The sequence below is a fragment of the Bradyrhizobium sp. genome (genome assembly GCF_035484855.1).
Lineage (GTDB): Bacteria > Pseudomonadota > Alphaproteobacteria > Rhizobiales > Xanthobacteraceae > Bradyrhizobium.
The window spans coordinates 1-18,045 of sequence record NZ_DATHOP010000079.1 but is presented as its reverse complement, the minus strand read 5'-3'; the positions used below and the strand labels follow the sequence as shown (position 1 = coordinate 18,045).

The following is an 18,045-nucleotide window of genomic DNA, read 5'->3' as shown; positions in this document are numbered from 1 at the left end:
TCAGCCAGCAGGCGCCGTAGCCGAGCGCGGTTGCCGCGGTGACCAGGTTCATGGCGCTCGCCCCCGCCGACAATTCCTGCTCCCACGGCGGCACCTTGGGATGCGGTCTTGTGAAACTGACGACGCCGATCACCAGCGGCGCATCCATCAGCCGGCGTTTTTCCATCTCGATATCGGCGGTGGGCGCACCCGGATTTTTCCGCGCGAACACCTTAGCGATGACCTCGCCGGCGCGGGCGCGCGCGTCGCCTTCGAACACGATGAAACGCCACGGCGTCAGCTTGCCGTGATCCGGCACCCGCGCGCCGATGGTCAGGATGGTGTCGAGTTCGGCCGGCGAGGGGCCGGGGCCGCCCATCTCGCGCGGTTTGACGGAACGGCGGATTTTCAGGAGGTCGATGGCATCGGGCACGGCAGGTTCTTTCATCGGAGTGTGATTTGGGCATCGCATAGCATGCGGAGCCGCGAGCCACGAGCCCGTAGCAGGCTGTTTAGACCGATTGTGACCTATGACTATCGCTTGGGCGCGGCGGCTACAGGATTGGAACGTAACGCCTTGAGGGCCGTCAGCACATCCGCCTCATCCCATTGCACACGAACGGCGCTGGCGCGGGGGTGCCCGCTGTCATCGAGGATCACCATGTCGAGGCGATGCTGGTTGACGGTGATTGAGCCGTAGCCGACGCCGAGATCGAGCCAGCGCTGAAATGGCTCGAACGGACCCGTGGTGCGCAGCAGCCGGCTGCGGTCGTCGAACGACATTCCCCGGTCCGTGCCGTAGAGGCGAAGGCGTCCCGGCACATCGAATGCGGGATCGTAGCTGACGGCGGCAATATTGAATCTATCTTGCAGTCCTTCGCAGCGGATACGCTGCTGTAGCCGGGCGAGTTTGGTGATGGTGAGCGAACATTTGTTAGGGTTCATGCACCGTGAATAGAAGAAGGTCAGGACGCTCGGTCGCCCCGGAAAGAAATCGCCGAATGAAAATACCCTGCCATCCTGATCCTGCAGCTCAGTGGTTTCGATATCAACGCTGCTAGGAGGCGTTTCCGCAGCGAGGGAAACTGTCGTCGGGTGTGCGGCGCAGCAGTGGGCTTGGTTGTCACCGACGGATACCGCCGCGAGGGCGATCTTGATCTCCGCAATGACTTGGGTGGAAAAACAAGCGGGCTGCCGCTCGAGCATTTCCCCAAGAGGCGCTTGCGCTCCGTTGGCGCGGGGTCCGAGCCAGGCCAGCGTACGGAACAGTTCCATCAACGCCGTTACCGGCGCGCCGGCCGCGGGAGCAGCGCGTAAATCGAAGCTGACCAGATCGTCCGAGCCCCGAATTCGGTCGACCGCGGCAAGTAGCAGTCTTGCGATAGCGTTGGGGAGGTCGCGGGCGCCGCGAATGGCCTTTGCGGCGGCGGCCACGACGTAAGGATTGAAGCCGTTCTCCAGTTCCTCGATGACGACAGGCAGCGCAGATGTCGGCAATCCCGTCGTTTCAAAGCTCGCCAGAAGATAGCCGCGCAGCCGTTCGGCGTCGTTGCTGCTGCGGCCGGCGTAGATCGGCGATTGCTCGGCAAGCATGGCGGCGAGGGCGTCTTGTCGGTCCGGCGCGGCGCGCAGGCGATCAATTTCGGCGATGATCTCCGCGAACGCAACGTCGGCAAATGCGCGCATGCCGGCCCGGCCTACTGCTTCGCCAAGAAGCGTCCCGCAGCGGCGCGCAAATTGGTCAATGGACTTTGGGCGCTCAGATTCTTGACCTGGTCGAGGAATCCGGCGTTGTCGCGAATCACCTGGTGAAGCGGCGTATTGACCAGCGCTCCCAGCGTCGAGGCGCGAATATCCTCGAAGTCGGTCGGGTCCTGAACGATTTTCTGTGCGACTTCGGCAAAGCGTTGCGGATTGAGAACGTTCAGGCCGGTGGCGCTCAATGCACGAAGACTTTTCGGCTGTTGCTTGTCGGTCAGCAATTGCGCGAACAGATCCTGTGACTTCGCGTCGGTCGCGAGCACGCGCAACGCCGCCTCCTTAGCTGAAAGGTTGGTGGTCTTCTGAAAGACATCCCGCGCGAGATCGGCGAGATTGCCGTGATCGTCGAATGCCAGCAGATGCAGCGCGGTCGCCGCCGGCACCAGGGCCGTGAGCGGCTGCTGCAGCCCGCGGCGCAACAGGTCCTGGGTCGTGGAATCCTTCTCGGCGGCGAGGATGGCGAGGGCGCGTGTGCATAGTTGCGGGTCGATGCCGGGTTGCGCGAGTCGACGCAAGGTCTGGAGAAAATCGACGCGGTAGGGCGAGAACTGGTCACCGAGGAATCGCAATGCGCTGAGGGCTTTCAAGGCGGCAATGCGCTCGGCTATCGGCTTGCCGGCGTCGGCCAGCGCCGCCAACAGGGCTGGAACCGTCTGCGACAGGTCGGCGTCAGGCGGGATGCCCAGCGCTGCGGTCGCCGACAGGCTCGCCGGGCCGTCGGCCGAAGGTCCGGCGGCCAACTCGGCCTCGTAGGCCTTGCGATAATCCTTGACGTCCATCGTGATCACCCGTCCATCGACGCTTGATATGGATCGCTTATCCTCCGCCGGCAACCACCGTCGGGGGCAATTCGAACGGCACATCGTCAAAAGCGTAGCCAAGCGGGTCGCCGCCGCCAACCGCCAGGTGATCGAACATATCCATTACTTTGGGCGTCGTCCCGGGCGCCGGCGTAACGCCTGTGTCGGGAAAGGGGCCGCCGGGGGCCGTCGACGGCCGCGGGCTGCCGGTGATGCCGTTCCAGGGCCACATCGTATCGCCCAGGTGATGGCCGATGTTATTTGGCGCAGTCGGGGCGAAGGCGTCGGCATCGGTCGGGCTGGTGTGGTGATTGACCCATTGCCACTTCGCCCACAACCGGTCGACATTGGCATGCAGCATGAAAAACAGCGGATCACGCACGGCGGTTCCGATGAAATGGATCGGACTTGCCTCGGTGAAGCTGACGTGGGCATTGCCGTGGGGGTTTATCTCCATGCCGCGCGGTCCGCCCCAAAATCGAATGAAAGTGGTGCCGAGCCTCATCGTCGCCTTTTCGTCGATCACATCGGCCGAACCGCTAATGTCGAAATCCGGATTGCGTGTGATGCCGAGTTCACTATCCGTGGTCCATTGCTCAAGCGGGTGTCCGGGCCGGAATGAGACCGCCCCATCGCCGTTTGGCGATCCCATGAAATCCTCGGTGAACACATTGGGCGCCCCCATGTCGAACTGCCAATAGGGGACCGCCACGGTCGGGTCGGTCACCTGCAACGCGCGCTCGAGGTCCAGCACGTAGGCGCGATGCCAAGGCAGGAAACCCGGGCTGCCGTGCATTTCGCGCGTCGTATCGTCGGTATGCATGTCGCGAAAATCGCGATAGGCGCCCAGGCCCTTGGCATTCAAGGCGCCCAGCGCCGCCAGAAATCGGTCGCGCTCCGGCCCGCTCAGCGTGTTCGCGCTCTTGCGGATGCGCACCATCACGGCTTTCGACCCGAGCACGGCTCCGGTGGTCTTGTCGCTCGCCTGCACCACGGCGTCGCCATAGGCAACGCTGGGCTTCTTGAACTCGCCAGCGATCCAGAATGAAACCGGTTGGCCATTGCCGGGCAGGCTGAGTTGCAGGCTGGCACCGCCCTGGTCCGTACGGTTGGTATCGAACAGGAGTCCCCCGACGGTTCCCGTGCTGCGCAAGACGACATCGGCTCCTGCGCCTGTGCCATTGACGATTTTCGCGGTCGCCTGAACCGGAGTCCAGGTCAGAAAGACCCGGCCCTGGGCGTCAGCTCCCGTGATATCGATCTGGACGTTCATGGGCTACGGCGTCTCCCCCCGCACAAACGAGCGCTGTCTTAACAAATGAATTTCATGAGCGTCGCGCAAACGCGCACGTGCAGGTCAATAAATACACCTTAGATTGCAAACCCGGTTTGCGCAACATTTCGTTTTGAGGCAGGATCTTGCGCCGACGGGTTACCACCCTCTGGTTGCCGTGCCGAAAGTTGCGGTTCGAGACGGCTAAAACCAGGGGTATCGTCAGGCCGCGGGTTTGACCACGGGATCGAGCCGCGCCCGTTTCACGTCCGGCGGCGTGGCTTCCTCAACCAATGCGGCGATCGCCTCGTCCGTCGGCATGACCGTTTGCCCGTCGCTGCCGAGCCTTCGGATCGAGACCGAACGGCTCTCGGCTTCCTTCTTGCCGACCACGAGCAGCGCCGGGATTTTCGCCAGCGAATGCTCGCGGACCTTGTAGTTGATCTTCTCGTTGCGCAAATCGATCTCGACGCGCAGACCTGCGCGCTGCGCCGCGGCGGCGACGATTTTGGCGTATTCGTCGCCCTCCGAGGTGATGGTGGTGACCACCGCCTGCACCGGCGCCAGCCAGAGCGGGAAATTGCCCGCGAAATGCTCGATCAGGATGCCGATGAAGCGCTCCATCGAGCCGCAGATCGCCCGATGCACCATCACCGGCACCTTCTTGGAGCCGTCGGCGTCGATGTAGAACGCGCCGAACCGCTCCGGCAGGTTGAAGTCGACCTGCGTGGTGCCGCATTGCCAGTCGCGGCCGATCGCGTCGCGCAGCACATATTCGAATTTCGGGCCGTAGAAGGCGCCTTCGCCGGGATTGATTGCGGTCTTGATGCCTTGATTGTGGCTCCTGGCCGCGATCTCCGACAGCACGGTGGCCATCACGCGCTCGGCGTGATCCCACATCTCGTCGGTGCCGACGCGCTTGTCCGGCCGGGTCGAGAGTTTGACGGTGAGTTCGCCCTCGAAGCCGAAATCCTGATAGGTCGACAGAATCAGATCGTTGATCTTCAGGCACTCCTCGGCGAGTTGCGCCTCGGTGCAGAACACATGCGCATCATCCTGCGTGAAACCGCGCACCCGCATCAGCCCGTGCATCGCGCCCGAGGCCTCGTAGCGGTGCACGACCCCGAATTCCGCCAGCCGCAGCGGCAGGTCGCGATAGCTCTTCAGCCCGTGCTTGAAGATCTGCACATGACCCGGACAGTTCATCGGCTTCAGCACGAACCAGCGCTTGTCCTCGGCCTCGTCGCCCGCGGATTGGGCGGCGAACATGTTCTCGCGGTACCAGTCCCAATGTCCCGAGGTTTCCCACAGCGACTTGTCGAGGATCTGCGGCGCGTTGACCTCGCTGTATTCGCCCGCGAGCCTGCGGCGCATATAGGCGATCACCGCCTGGAAGATGGACCAGCCCTTGGCGTGCCAGAACACCACGCCGGGGCCTTCTTCCTGGAAGTGAAACAGATCGAGTTCACGGCCGAGCTTGCGATGGTCGCGTTTCTCGGCTTCCTCGATCTGTTTGAGATACGCGTCGAGTTCTTCCTGTTTCGCGAATGCCGTGCCGTAGATGCGCGTCAGCATCGGGTTGTTCGAATCGCCGCGCCAATAGGCGCCCGCGACCTTCATCAGCTTGAAGGCGTTGCCGATCTTCCCCGTGGAGGTCATGTGCGGCCCGCGGCACAGGTCGAACCAGTCGCCCTGCCGGTAGATCTTGATGGTCTGGTCGGCGGGAATTGCATCGACCAGCTCGACCTTGAACATCTCGCCGTTGTCGCGGAACACCTGCTTGGTCTGTTCGCGGCTCCAGATCTCCTTGGTGAAGGGTTTGTCGCGCGCGATGATCTCGCGCATCTTCTTTTCGATTGCTCCAAAATCCTCCGGCGTGAATGGCTCGTTGCGGAAGAAGTCGTAGTAGAAGCCGTTCTCGATCACCGGGCCGATCGTGACCTGCGTGCCCGGCCACAGCGATTGCACGGCTTCAGCCAGCACATGGGCGGCGTCATGCCGGATCAGTTCCAGCGCGCGGGGATCGTCGCGGGCGATGAATTCGATCCTGGCGTCGTGCTCGATCGGATCGGCGAGGTCGACGATCGCGCCGTCGAGCGCCATCGCCACGGTGCGCTTGGCAAGCGACGGCGAGATGCCCTTGGCGATGTCGAGGCCGGTGGTGTTTTTGGGGAACTCGCGCGTGGCGCCGTCAGGAAAGGTGAGGGCGATCTTGTGCACGGGCTCGACCGGTTTCAGATTCGTGAGGCTGTACTTGAAGTCCGTCATCAGTGTGGCTCCTGTGGCTCACTCCTGCGTACGAGCGCAGGTAAGCGGGAAGCAGCGGTATATCAGGGGATTCGGGCCTTGCAACCGGCAAAACGCGTGGTTTTCGAAGGCTTCAACGCCCGTGGCCGCGATGGCGCGCCACGAGCGGAGGTTGCAGTGCCCCGCTTCATTGTTTAGCCTCACCGCGCTGCAACAGTTCCCGCATCTTCTTCAGCCTGCCATCCATGATGACATTTCGCGTTCTCCTGCTTGCGGCCTTGTTGCTGATCCCGGTCGCGCTCCGCGCAAAACCGGTTACCGAGATGGCCGGGGTTTCGCCGCGCCTGGTCATCTATCTCGCCAAGGGCGCGCCCAATGCTTGCGGGCAGGGCTGTGACCGCTGGATCGCCGTCGAAGGCAAGGTGGATCTGGCCGCGGCTGGCCGCGTCAGCCGCTTCCTGCGCGACGTCAAGGACACGCAACGGCCGATCTACCTGCATTCGCCGGGCGGCTCGGTCGAGCAGGCCTTCATCATCGAGCGACTGCTGCGCAGCCGGAAGGCGGTGGCCCGGGTCGGGCGGACGATCGTGGCCGCCTGTGGCGCGGACCAGCAGGCCGATGCTGCCTGTCTCAAGATCAAGACGTCGGGCGGCGAACTCGAGGCCGCGATCGAAACCCGTCATTCCATGTGCAATTCGGCCTGCGGCTACCTGTTTCTCGGGGCGACCACGCGCGAGGTGGCGCCCGATGCCGCGATGGCCGTTCACAACTCCAAGCTTACCCTGGTGATCCACGGACATCCCTCGCCAGAACAGCTTGCCGAATTCACCGACAACAGCCTGACCAAGGCCGATCGCGAGAGAGCCTCCTACATCGTGGCGATGGGCTTTGGCCGCGAATTCGACGATCTCATCACCACGATCAAATTCGATAATGCGCGGACCTTGACGCGGTCGGAAATTTTTCGCTTCGGCATCGATGCCAGGACGTTCGTCGAGACCCCCTGGTTCGTGGAGACCGAGGCCCGTCCCTATGCCCGCAAGATCGCGCTGGCCAAGAAGCAGGACGATAGCTTGTTCCGCTTGATGGAGTGGCGATTGTTCTGCGAGAACAAGGATCACGCGCGGCTGATGTTCATCCGGGAATTCGACAAGGCCGCGGCCGGCGTGAATGCCGTGACCATGACGGCGGGTGCCGACAAGCCGGTGAGGTTCGGCAGCTATCCCGCGCGAATAGGGAGCTACGAGGCCTGGAGCGGGACCATGACGTCAGATGCGATGAAAATGGTGCTGGCCGTGCCGCATCTGCAGATGGCGGAGGCAACGCTGGTGTCGGGCGACAAGGTCAATCAGGAGATATTCGATATCGACACCTCTGGCCTGGAGCCGGCGTGGACCCAGCTCATTGCGTCCTGTCCCGCGTCGCCCGGCAATTTCAAGCCGGTTGCGTCTCCCGTCGTCACCTCGGCGCCAGCGCAGTGAGCGCGCTCGGTGCCGCGCAAAACACAGGCACGCTGCGGCTGATAGGGACATGGCGGGGCTTTTGTCTTCGGGAGATTCCGGTCCGCAGGCGGGTTCCCCGGCTCGACTCGAAGGTGGCTTTGCCCTACATCGGCTGGCGAAAACGAAGCTGAAGTGAGAACTGCCATGAGAACAATGCTCGCGCTCGTCCTGGTCCTTTGCTCCGGCGCCGCAATGGCGCAAAGCAGCCAGCCTGCCACCGCGGCCCCTCCAGCCGTCGCGGCGCCTGCGACCACCGCGGCCCCGCCGCCCGGAGACAAGCCGCCGGCCCAGGCAAAGTCGAAGAAGACGGCCGCCGCGCCGGCTCCGGCGCAGCACCTGTCGATCGCCAAGCGATTGCAGGCCTGTCTCGAGATCGACGATGGAACGAAGGGCCGGCTCGATTGCTACGACGCCGTCATCGCGCCGAAGCCAAATCCCAAGGCGCCGGCCGCCAAGGGCGTGGCGGATTGCCGTTTCAAGAAGGAAGAGGACGAGCGGCTGAACTGCTTCAACGGCTTCGCCGAGAGCATTCCGAAATTCTAGGCCATCGCCGGGGGGCAGCAGGATGCGGTCCGCGTGGAATGGAATTGCGTTGCTGGTCCTGTCGCATTTGGCTTTCGCCAACGTATCTTCCGCGCTCGCCCAAGCCGGCAGTATTGGCGGCAGCATCGGCAAGCAGGACAAGTCCATCTCGGGAAGTGAGGAGGCGGACAGGCCTCGTGCCGTACCTCATCCGAAACGGCCGGCCGCCGCCATCGATATCAATGGCATATGGGGCAGCAATATCGGCTCCGATTACCAGATTACACAAACCGGAAATACGTTCCGGTGGGTCGTCGTGCATGGAGCACAGCGTGAAACCGCGACCGGCACCATGGACGGGTCCAATGTAAGCGCCAGCTGGTCGGGGACAAACGGCTCAGGTTCGGCTTCCGGCGTCATCGTGGTCGTCGGAGGCCTGAAGAAGATCGAATGGAGCAACGGGGCCGTATTTTTGAAGCGATGAATTTCAGTCGTTGCTACGCATTCCATCTTGGACGCACCAGCGCGCGGGGCGGACGATTGGTTATCCCCGCCTGGAATGAAGACCCCTTCCAATCGGAAGCGGCGGATCGCGTTTGCTATGGGAAAAACACCAGCGCCTGTCCGTGCAGGCGGCGAAAGCGCACCGGAGTTCCGAGAAATGCACCCGTCGTGAAATCGAAGGCGACAACCTCGTCCTGCGCAACACAGTAGAGATTGCCGTCGGGGCCAAAGCGAAGACCGCGTGGCCTGTGAAATCCGGCCGAGCCGTCCGAACAAAAGACGCGGACAAGATGTCCGTCGATGGCGTCGTATTCGCGAACGGACGTAACGGCGTCGGCCGCGCCGAAGGGGTGCTCGCTCGACACCACGATGTTGCCGTTGGGCGCAACAGCCAAATCGAGCGGGCTGAGTGCTGGATCGTTCGAGAGCAGGGACGGCTTAGCGCGCTCGCCGGGGGCGAACGCTAAGATGGTGTTGTCACCCGTGCCGTTGGGACCGATTCCGGAGGCGAGGAACAGCCTCCCGTCGCGACCGAACCCAAAGCCCCGCGGAAACGGCACGATATCCGGCGAGAGGACAGGCTCGCCCGGAGCATCGAGCGCGGCGGTAAACGCCATGATCGTCCGCGTGCTTCGTAACCCGACGTAATAGCGGCCGTCCGGTCCGAAAGTTCCGCCGCCCGGGTTCAGCCCTTCGACCGTGCCGGTGTCGCGAACGACCTGTCCTTGCTGGTCCAGGGCCAACACCCGGTCCGCACCGCTGTTAAGAAACAGCAGTGCCCCTTCCGGATCGACCGCAAGCCCGCGGGGATCGACAATGCGGCTGTCATTGCTGAAAGTGCCAAGCAGGCCGCCGGCGTGATCGAAGGCCAGAAGCGCGCCGTACCCCTTGCCGTTGGCACCGGATGCGCTTGTTACGAGGACGGGCATTCACTCCACCGCTGGCTCTGGACCGTGCAGTGGGGGATAATGGCCGCCCTGCGAGCGCCGCGGAAGTAAGGCTGCGGCAATAGCATCCATTCCTGCGGAGCATGAGCATGGATCGGCTGGCGGCGATGGAGACGTTCCTGGTGGTGGTCGACACGGGGTCATTCTCCGCCGCCGCGCGTCGCCTCAATGTAGGACAGCCGGCGGTGTCGAAATTGGTCGCGCACCCTGAGGAACGGCTCGGCGTCAAACTGCTGGTGCGTACGACCTGCGCGGAACGCCAGCCTATTTTGCCCGCGCCGGCGAACCCACCGCGCCCGGCGAACTGAGCGCGCATCAGGCCGTGATCTACGCTCAAAAGGGCGGCGGCGCGATCTGGATCTTCCGACGCGACGGCGTCGAAATTTCGATCACGCTGGAGCGGCGCTTGCGTGTCAGCGCGGCCGAAGGCGTGCCCGCGGCTGTATTCGCCGGCGCCGGCGTGGCGGTCGCATCCGAATGGATGTTTGCGCCCGAGCTCGCTGATGGCACCGTCAAGGCAGTCCTTCAAGATTGGGAATTGCCTTCGTCGAGGAAATCCTCAATCCGTCGGGCAGTGGGGCAAACGGCGCGTCTGGCTAGCGCGTGATAGTGGGCGGGAAGGCCGCGTCGTCAGTCGCCGATGCGCGTCAGTACCGCCTTGAAGGCGACGCCGGGCAGTTGCAGTGCTTCGCCTTCGAAATCGACCATGTCGCCGTTTTCGCTTCCCTTCAGCGTCAGCGTGATCATGTCGGTTCCGAACAGCGGCGGGAAGCCAGGGTCGGGATTGTGGCGCAGCGTCGAGATCTTGACATGGATTTCGTCGCCCCGTTGGGCATAGTTCCCGATGAAGGCAAAGCCGGAATTGCCGCCGCGAAGTTTGCCCGAAACGGCGTAGAGCACGCCATTGCCGGTGCCATGAACGGTGTGAAACTCGACCTTGTAGAGGCCTTCCTGCAATTTGCGTCCCCGCCAGTTGTAGCTTCGGTGAGTTGCACCCTATGGCCCGCCCCCATGATCAACAATGCCGCGGCGCGCAAATCGCTCCGCCATCAACATCACATTTCAGCGACGGTATTATGAGGCGCAGGGAGGCAGGACCGCCGCCGCGCAATGCGCCGGATTAGAGCATGATCCGGAAAAGTGGACCCCGGTTTTCCCTCGCGACAAAGGCGGAGCGCGTTTGCGCGGAGATCATGCTCGATTGAAGAGATAGGACGGGATGACGATTCGAAGAAAAGTCATCTCGCTCTATCGGGTCGAAGATGACGATGCGCCTGCGGCAACCCGCGTCAGCGACGGGCTCTCCGCCATCCTGACCAGCACTTCCTTGACCGGGTTCTCAGTCCAGGCGCGGGTGACGTAACTGCGATGCGTCACGCCGTCGGGAGATTTGACGAAGACCACGCTGCCGGGGCGCAGCGGCCCGTCCAGTTCATCCGATGTCGCGATGCCTTTTTCGCGCAGCATCGCGATCAGCTCGCGATCGTGCCGCTGGGTGTAGCGGGTATAGGCGCTGACGAAGAAACCGCTGCGGTTGTTCTCGATCCATGAGGCGAACTTGTCGAGCTCGCCATAGACCGCATCGAGCAGGAACACGCCGCGGACCCGATTGCCGAGCCCGCCCACGTCCAGGCTCCAGGCGGTCGGTTCGAAGCCGCCGGAATAGCCGACCAGGATGACCGGCATGTTCGCGAAAGCCTTGGCCGCGTTCGGATCGCCATAAAGTTCGGCGAGGTGGCCGGCCGACTCGTCGATAAAGCGTTTCAGCGCGCCCGGCTGCCAGAATTTTCCGGCGCTGGAATCGGCGGCGTCGACTGCAAGCTGCGGCGCCAGCAACACGGCGTTGACGCCGGAATCGCTGATCTGTTGCGGCACCTGCTGGCGGTCGCGAACGTCGCGCTCCAGCGTCGCGCCGTTGCCGTGGAAGAACACCACGATGACGCCGGGTTTGCGGACGTCGAAATTCTCCGGAATATGCATCAAGGTGCGGCTGTCGTTGAAGGTCTGGTCCTGCCAGAAAACCCGGCCGCCATAGCTGCGATGGCCGCGGCGTCCATCCTGGGAAACGTTCAGGAACGGCTGGTCGGTGCGCGGGTTGTTGCCGAGATAGGGAAACGCCGACGATTTCAGGCTGACCAGCGTGGTCAGATCCTCTTTCGGCGGGCGCTGGTAGGGCAAGGTCGGCGCCAGCGAGGCGACCCGGTACGGGGCAGGCTGCGCCTGCGCCGTGCGTTTGGCCGGCGCGTCGCCGGGTTGAAGCTGGCCAAAAGTCTCGTTCGGCGCCGGGTAGCGATCCCTGAACTGAGGTCGCGGGAAGCGGTCGTCGAAATTATCCCCGATGGCAGCCTGTGAATTGGCCGCAAGTGCGCCGGCGTTCGGCGCTTGTCCGCATTGAACGAGTGCCAGAGACAGCGGCAGCAACGCCGTCAGCGTGGCGACGAGGCGCCAGGGCGAACGCGCAACGGCCGGCGATGCCTCGCCGGCGCGCTCAAGCGTCTGCAGTCTCGCCCCTACCATCCCACCCACTATCCCCAATATCCGGTGGCGATCGGTGTATCGCGCCGGCCTTCAGGTGACGTTAAGCCTCCGGAAAAACTCCCCATCCGGAAGCCACACGACAACACGAAATCGTGTCCTGATTGTGGGAAGGGGCTCTTCTTTTCGCTGAAACCGTAGAGGTCCGGGCTAGCCCAAACTCCGCAATTGGTATCAAGATACCAAATTGCGATCGAGTTTTAAATCATTGTTAACATTGCTTGAATTGGGCGATGCCAGCCTTCACGATGAAGCGCGGGCGTGACGCGCGGCCCGCAAGAGCCCTGGACCGACATGGCGGCAGCCGAAACGAAAACCGCAGCCCGGTCCGACCAGGCGCCCGCAGGGGCCGGCGTTTCGGTTGTCGTGGCGACCGCCATTGTGGTGGCCGACATGGTCGGCGTCGGCGTGTTCACCAGCCTCGGCTTTCAGGTCAAGGATCTCCCGTCGGGGTTTGCCATCCTGCTGCTGTGGACCACGGGCGGCCTGGTCGCGCTGTGCGGGGTGTTTTCCTACAGCGAATTGGGGGCGATGTTTCCGCGCTCCAGCGGCGAATACAATTTTCTCAGCCGCGCCTATCACCCGGCGTTCGGATTCCTGGCGGGCTTTGTGTCGGCGACCGTGGGTTTCGCAGCCCCGGTGGCGCTGGCGGCGATGGCCTTCGGGGAATATGGCAAGTCGGTGTTTCCAGGCGCTCCGCCATTGGCATTGGCGGTCGGCGTGGTCTGGCTGGTCTCGATCGTGCAGCTTTGCGGTATCCGGCATTCCTCGACCTTTCAATTGGTCTCGACGATCCTGAAGGTCGTGCTGATCGGAGCTTTCCTGATCGCGGGTTTTGTCATCGGCACGCCGCAGCCGGTGTCGTTCGCGCCTGAGGCATCCGACTTCGCCCACATCACCAGCGCGCCGTTCGCGATTGGCCTGGTCTTCGTGATGTATTCGTTCTCGGGATGGAATGCGGCGACCTACATCATCGGCGAGATGCACGCGCCGGAGCGAAACCTGCCGCGCGCGCTATTGTCGGGGACGCTGATCGTGCTGGTTTTGTATGTGGCGCTGAACGCGGTGTTCCTGCGTGCCGCGCCGATCGACAAGCTCGCCGGACAACTCGACGTCGCCCGCATCGCCGGCAGCTATATTTTCGGCGACATCGGCGGGCGCATCGTCGGCGCCATGATCTGTATCGGGCTGATATCGTCGATCTCTGCGATGATGTGGATCGGCCCGCGCGTCCTGATGACCATCGGCGAGGACATCCCGGCGTTCTCGGTGTTTGCCCGCAAATCGGGCAACGGCGCGCCGGCCAGTGCCATCCTGTTCCAGCTCGCGGTGGCCAGCCTGATGCTGTTCACCCGCAGTTTTGAGGCGGTGCTCGATTTCATCCAGTTCGCGCTATTGTTCTGCTCGTTCTTCACCGTGCTCGGCGTCATCCGGCTGCGCATCACCCAGCCTGATGTGGCAAGGCCCTATCGCGCCTGGGGATACCCGGTGACCCCTGTGGTTTTCCTGCTCGTGACCGCCTTCATGATGTATTATCTTCTGACGGAGCGGCCGCTGCAGTCCCTTCTCGGTGCCTTGATCATGATTTCCGGCCTTTTGATTTATGCGGTTTTTCGCAAAGGGACCGATCCTGGCCCCGCGATTGCATCCCAAGGCCGCGAATAGCCATGCTTCATTTCCGGCAAATGGCAGCGATTGCTGCAACCCTGTTCCTCGCCGCGGCATCGCCTGCGCGCGCGGCCGAGACCGTGACCGCCAACGATACCGCGCGCTTCCTCGCCGGCATGGCGCCATCGGCCGATTCACCCCTGGCGCCGCTGACCAGGGACCCGTCCTGGCAGCACCATGCCAAATTCTTCGACGCTGCCTTCGCGCAGCTCGAGCAGCGCCAGCTTTCGAAGATCAGGGCCTGGGCCGCCGCCAATCTGGCGGCTCCGAAGCCGACCATGTACTACATGTTCTCGGGCCCTGACTTCCTCTATGCCGATGCGTTCTACTCGAAGGCCACGACCTATGTGCTGAGCGCGCTGGAGCCGCCGGGCTCGGTGCCCGACCTGACCAAATTGGCGCGCGGCGGCATCGATGCCGCGCTTTACAATGTCGAGCGTTCGCTGAGTTCGATCCTGAGCTTCAGCTTCTTCATCACCAAGCAGATGAAGGTCGACCTGCATGCCGGACAGATCAGCGGCACCCTGCCGATCCTCTATGTGTTCCTGGCGCGCTCGGGCAAGACCATCCGCGATGTCAACCCGGTCGCGATCGACGACCACGGCACGCTGCATCTCGGCAGCGACAATCCGGGTCCGAACGCGGCGCACGGCGTGCGCATCACCTTTGCCGGCGGCGATGGGGTGGAAAAGACGCTGTATTATTTCTCGACCGATCTTTCCAATCCCGGCGTCAAGGTGACCGGCTTCATGAAATTCTGCGCGACGCTCGCGCCCGGCAACAGCCTGATCAAGAGCGCGTCGTATCTCTTGCACTCCGGCAATTTCTCCACCATCCGCGATTTCATCCTCGCCAACAGCGCCACCATCATCCAGGACGATTCCGGAATTCCGCTGGCCTATTACAACCCGAAGAAATGGCGCTTCTACCCATTCGGCCGCTATGCCGGCCCGATCTCCGAATTCCCGGGCCGGTACCAGGAGGAATACGCCGAGTTGTTCAGGCGGGCGCAGCCGATGGATTTCGGCATCGGCTATCGCTGGCGCACCTATGAATCGAACCTGCTGCTGTCGGTCAAGTTGCCCACGGACGATACCGGAAACGTCGAGACGACGGCGACGGCCGCGCCCGAAGTGGCGCCGCTCAAGCCTGCGCGCCCGAAAAAACCACGGCCGCCGGCGCCCGTCCCGCCGCCGCGGAATTCTTTCTGGTTCTGGCGTTAGACCAGGCCGTCAGCGCGTCAATGTGCCGGACGGACGGCTTGCCGGAGTCGGCTATGCGAAGGCGGCATCACGGCTGGCGACATCCATGCCGTCGTTTTGACCCTCTGCCCCACTTCCGGTCTTCCCCGATGAACGGACATCGTCGGACCGCTCCCGTTTTCTCCGATCTAGCTGGCGATGATCGGTCCAAATCGCTCCCAGCGTTCGCCATTGAAGCGCATCATCTGCGACTGCTTGATCGGATAGTAATCGTCTGGACTTGTATTCACGGTGATCCCCGGCAGAAGCATCCCCAACTCCACGTGCTTGAGGTCGGCGGCTTGCCTCATCAGGTTTTCGCGCGTGAGGTCGTCGCCGCATTGCTTCAGGACCTGAACGAACGTCTCCGCGACGCTATAGCCCAGCACGGTATAATTGTTGTTCCGATCACCGTCCGGGAAATGCCGATCCATAAAGGCCGACCATACCTTTACGCCTGTGTCGTCGTTCCATGCGGGATCGGTGGGATCCTTCAGGAAGGCGCAAGACAGAATACCCCTGGCGCCCTCCAGGCCTGCTGGCTTGAGCACGGAGCCGACCGAATTCGATGGTCTGGCGAGAAGGTGGGCCGGTTTCCATCCAATCTCCACCATCTTCCTGATCGCCTGGGCTGCAAATTTCGGCGTCGAGGCGTTGAGAAGAGCGTCGGCACCTGACGTCTTCAGGGTAACGATCTGGGAGTCTACGGTCGGCTCGGCTATCTCATAGGCGGCCTCGGCTACGATCGGGATTCTCCCGTCGAGACCTTCCTTGAAGCCAGCAACGTAGTCTTTGCCGTAGTCGTCATTCTGGGAGAGGATTGCTATCTTGCCGTGCGGTTCATGCTCGAGCAGATACTTGGCGAAGGTACGTCCCTCATTGCGATAAGTCGGCGCCCAACCCATCGTCCAGCGGAAGTGCTTCGGATCGCCAAACTCGCTCGCGCCGGAAAAGACAAAGAGTTGCGGCACCTGCTTGGCGTTCAGGTACTTCCTGATCGCGTTGTTCGACGCGGTCCCAAGGCTCGAGAAAAGCAGCAACACTCCGTCGCCTTCGACGAGCTTGCGAGCCTGCTCGACCGTCTTGGACGGACTATATCCGTCGTCATAGGAGATGAATCTGATTTTCCGGCCGTTGATTCCGCCATCGGCATTGAGCTTGTTGAAATAGGCGCCAATCGTCTTGCCGACGAGCGAAAAGGCGGATGCCGGCCCGCTATAGGGCATGATGTTGCCGACCTTGATCTCGGTATCGTCGGCGCCGGGTCCGTATTTCTTCTCCGCGCTTGCTGCCAGCGGCCAGATGACAGCCGTGCCTCCCAGAAGCGAGATGAATTCGCGGCGTCTCATATCTCCCTCCACGCTCGGGGTCACGAAGGTATACCACACGATATTGCGGGTAGTCCGGCGGTTTAAGGACAACCAGCCGATGTCCGTTGCGGGGTCAAAGTGAGACGTCGAGCGGCGGGAGCTGACGCGGCGGGAGTCGAAGCGGCGGGTTACGGCTTCGCCTCCAACCCGCCCTACGAGAGCATGATCTCAGCGCAAACGCGCTCCGCGTTGTCGCGAGGAAAAACTGCTGTCCACTTTTCTGGTCACGCTCTTGCGTTCAATAACCCCGTTCCCAATCGATGACATTCCGCAGCGGGCCGCCCGCGAGATAGGCACGCAGGTTGTCGCAGAAGAGAGTGATGGCGCCATGACGGTCCTCATCGCTGGCGGACGATATGTGCGGCGTGATCAGGACCCTCGGATCGGACCAGAGCTGTGAGGCCGGCGGGTGCTCGAATTCGCCGACATAGACATCGAGCGCCGCGCCGCGCAAATGATCGCGCTGCAGCGCGTCGGCGAGGGCTTCCTCGTCGACGATCTCACCCCGGGCGACGTTGACGAGCACGCTCCCCGCCTTCATCGCGGCGAAGCGGTCCTTGTCGAAGAGACGGGTCGTCTCCGGCGTCCATTGGCAGCAGATCACCACGAAATCGCTCTCCGGCAGGAACCGGTCGAGATCCTCAGGCCCGCCAAGCGCGCGGAATCCCGGCGGCAGGGACTGCTCCGGGTGCGGGCGGCGGCGGGTGCCGACGACCCGCATGCCGAGGGCGGCGCAGAGTTTGCCGACATCGAGCCCGATACCGCCAGCGCCCACGACGCACGCCGTCTTGCCTTCCAATAGCAGCGGCCGATAGGCGCGATGGTCGAAAACGCCCGCGCCCCGATCAGCCGCGGCGCGGTGGAGGCCCTTGGCAAAGTGCAAAATGCCGGCCACCGCGTATTCAGCCATCGCCAGCGTATTGCCCAGACCTCGCGAGGTTGTCACCACCACGCGGCTGCCCCATAGATCGCCGAGCACCAGATTGCTGGCGCCGGCAGGGCGCTGATGAAACCATTTCAGCCTCGGCGCCCTGGCGCGCAGGTCGAGCGGAAATGGCCAACCGCCAAGGATGACTTCGGCTTCGGCGAGCAGGCGATCGCGCTGCTCGCGGCTCCCCGAGCCGGTGGCGCCTGGTGTCAGGTAGCGTGCCGTGGTGAAGGCAGGCCAGGTTTCGCGAATTTCCCCGTCATACCAGCCTCCGGCGTCGGTCAAATCAATGGCCGGATCGACCGCCTCGATCTTCGCTCGATCTTCGGCGCTGATGCGCTGAATACTCAGGACGTTGATCCTCTGCATGGATACCTTCCCAGACCACTCACGCGGAACAAGCGAATGATAGTGTATCCCCGCCGGATTTGTAACTGCAGGCGCGTTGGCGGCAGGTCCTGGGGTCAAAGCCCCGGCATACGGGCGACGACAGATATGCTTGAGCGCTATCCCATTTCCTTTCCCAATGTGACATCATAGGGTTTGGCACAGTCCGCCCTCTGACGAAGCGGATGCAGGGGATTCGAGCAGGGAGTGATCGCGATGTCGCTTGCCGAAGCTGTGAATGACCAGGGCGCGTCAGCGCGTGCTCTCTACGAAAAGCTTGAGGATCGCGTCCTTGCTCGCGATCAAGTCGGCGCCAGCGAATGCTACTACGATCTGGTGCGTGACGGTCGGCCGCTGCCTGAGATGTTGCGCGAGGCTGTG

Annotated in this window: 17 protein-coding genes; 7 read left to right on the top strand and 10 right to left on the bottom strand. The window is 62.9% G+C overall.

Annotation, left to right across the window (positions count from 1 at the left end):
• The 5 genes from VK804_RS08935 to thrS all read right to left on the bottom strand — a co-directional run.
• A partial coding sequence (locus tag VK804_RS08935; protein ID WP_325370033.1) for a nitroreductase occupies positions 1-412 on the bottom strand: 412 nt, incomplete at its 3' end.
• A 101-nt stretch (positions 413-513) separates the two neighbouring features.
• Complete coding sequence (locus VK804_RS08930; protein WP_325370027.1) at positions 514-1,665, bottom strand: SCO family protein; 1,152 nt, start codon at positions 1,663-1,665, stop codon at positions 514-516.
• Positions 1,666-1,676: 11 nt separating this feature from the next.
• Positions 1,677-2,519 (bottom strand): hypothetical protein, encoded by an 843-nt coding sequence (locus tag VK804_RS08925; protein ID WP_325370025.1) that lies wholly within the window; start codon positions 2,517-2,519, stop codon positions 1,677-1,679.
• Positions 2,520-2,556: 37 nt separating this feature from the next.
• Positions 2,557-3,813 (bottom strand): tyrosinase family protein, encoded by a 1,257-nt coding sequence (locus tag VK804_RS08920; RefSeq protein WP_325370023.1) that lies wholly within the window; start codon positions 3,811-3,813, stop codon positions 2,557-2,559.
• A gap of 222 nt (positions 3,814-4,035) precedes the next feature.
• Positions 4,036-6,081, bottom strand: coding sequence for a threonine--tRNA ligase (gene thrS, locus VK804_RS08915; protein ID WP_325370021.1), 2,046 nt, complete (start codon positions 6,079-6,081; stop codon positions 4,036-4,038).
• Positions 6,082-6,305: 224 nt separating this feature from the next.
• On the opposite strand from thrS, the gene VK804_RS08910 reads away from it, so the two are divergent.
• The 3 genes from VK804_RS08910 to VK804_RS08900 all read left to right on the top strand — a co-directional run bounded on the left by VK804_RS08910 (position 6,306) and on the right by VK804_RS08900 (position 8,568).
• Positions 6,306-7,541: a hypothetical protein gene (locus tag VK804_RS08910; protein ID WP_325370019.1), complete on the top strand. Its 1,236-nt coding sequence runs from the start codon at positions 6,306-6,308 to the stop codon at positions 7,539-7,541.
• Positions 7,542-7,706: 165 nt separating this feature from the next.
• Positions 7,707-8,105 (top strand): hypothetical protein, encoded by a 399-nt coding sequence (locus VK804_RS08905; RefSeq protein WP_325370017.1) that lies wholly within the window; start codon positions 7,707-7,709, stop codon positions 8,103-8,105.
• Positions 8,106-8,154: 49 nt separating this feature from the next.
• Positions 8,155-8,568 carry a hypothetical protein gene (locus VK804_RS08900; protein ID WP_325370015.1) on the top strand — a complete coding sequence of 138 codons (414 nt, stop codon included), beginning with the start codon at positions 8,155-8,157 and terminating at the stop codon, positions 8,566-8,568.
• 115 nt (positions 8,569-8,683) lie between these two features.
• On the opposite strand, the gene VK804_RS08895 is transcribed toward VK804_RS08900, so the two are convergent.
• Positions 8,684-9,517 carry a hypothetical protein gene (locus VK804_RS08895; RefSeq protein WP_325370013.1) on the bottom strand — a complete coding sequence of 278 codons (834 nt, stop codon included), beginning with the start codon at positions 9,515-9,517 and terminating at the stop codon, positions 8,684-8,686.
• A gap of 107 nt (positions 9,518-9,624) precedes the next feature.
• Between VK804_RS08895 and VK804_RS08890 the strand changes: the two genes are divergently transcribed.
• Both VK804_RS08890 and VK804_RS08885 read left to right on the top strand, forming a co-directional pair.
• The gene (locus VK804_RS08890) at positions 9,625-9,843 is read left to right on the top strand and encodes a LysR family transcriptional regulator (protein WP_325370011.1); all 219 of its coding nucleotides are present in this window, start codon (positions 9,625-9,627) and stop codon (positions 9,841-9,843) included.
• The gene (locus VK804_RS08885) at positions 9,783-10,142 is read left to right on the top strand and encodes a LysR substrate-binding domain-containing protein (protein WP_325370031.1); all 360 of its coding nucleotides are present in this window, start codon (positions 9,783-9,785) and stop codon (positions 10,140-10,142) included. The genes VK804_RS08890 and VK804_RS08885 overlap by 61 nt, the downstream gene beginning before the upstream one ends.
• Before the next feature lie 23 nt (positions 10,143-10,165).
• On the opposite strand, the gene VK804_RS08880 is transcribed toward VK804_RS08885, so the two are convergent.
• On the bottom strand, positions 10,166-10,492 hold the full coding sequence (locus tag VK804_RS08880; protein WP_325370009.1) for a GrlR family regulatory protein: 327 nt from the start codon (positions 10,490-10,492) through the stop codon (positions 10,166-10,168).
• Positions 10,493-10,783: 291 nt separating this feature from the next.
• Positions 10,784-12,052 (bottom strand): alpha/beta hydrolase, encoded by a 1,269-nt coding sequence (locus VK804_RS08875; protein ID WP_325370007.1) that lies wholly within the window; start codon positions 12,050-12,052, stop codon positions 10,784-10,786.
• Between the two features lie 312 nt (positions 12,053-12,364).
• Between VK804_RS08875 and VK804_RS08870 the strand changes: the two genes are divergently transcribed.
• Both VK804_RS08870 and VK804_RS08865 read left to right on the top strand, forming a co-directional pair.
• Positions 12,365-13,735: an APC family permease gene (locus VK804_RS08870; protein WP_325370005.1), complete on the top strand. Its 1,371-nt coding sequence runs from the start codon at positions 12,365-12,367 to the stop codon at positions 13,733-13,735.
• Positions 13,736-13,737: 2 nt separating this feature from the next.
• Positions 13,738-14,961, top strand: coding sequence for a hypothetical protein (locus tag VK804_RS08865; RefSeq protein ID WP_325370003.1), 1,224 nt, complete (start codon positions 13,738-13,740; stop codon positions 14,959-14,961).
• A 167-nt stretch (positions 14,962-15,128) separates the two neighbouring features.
• Here VK804_RS08865 and VK804_RS08860 read toward each other — a convergent pair whose 3' ends face one another.
• Both VK804_RS08860 and VK804_RS08855 read right to left on the bottom strand, forming a co-directional pair.
• Positions 15,129-16,328: an ABC transporter substrate-binding protein gene (locus VK804_RS08860; protein WP_325370029.1), complete on the bottom strand. Its 1,200-nt coding sequence runs from the start codon at positions 16,326-16,328 to the stop codon at positions 15,129-15,131.
• Between the two features lie 259 nt (positions 16,329-16,587).
• Positions 16,588-17,646: a D-2-hydroxyacid dehydrogenase gene (locus VK804_RS08855; RefSeq protein WP_325370001.1), complete on the bottom strand. Its 1,059-nt coding sequence runs from the start codon at positions 17,644-17,646 to the stop codon at positions 16,588-16,590.
• Between the last annotated feature and the right edge of the window lie 399 nt (positions 17,647-18,045).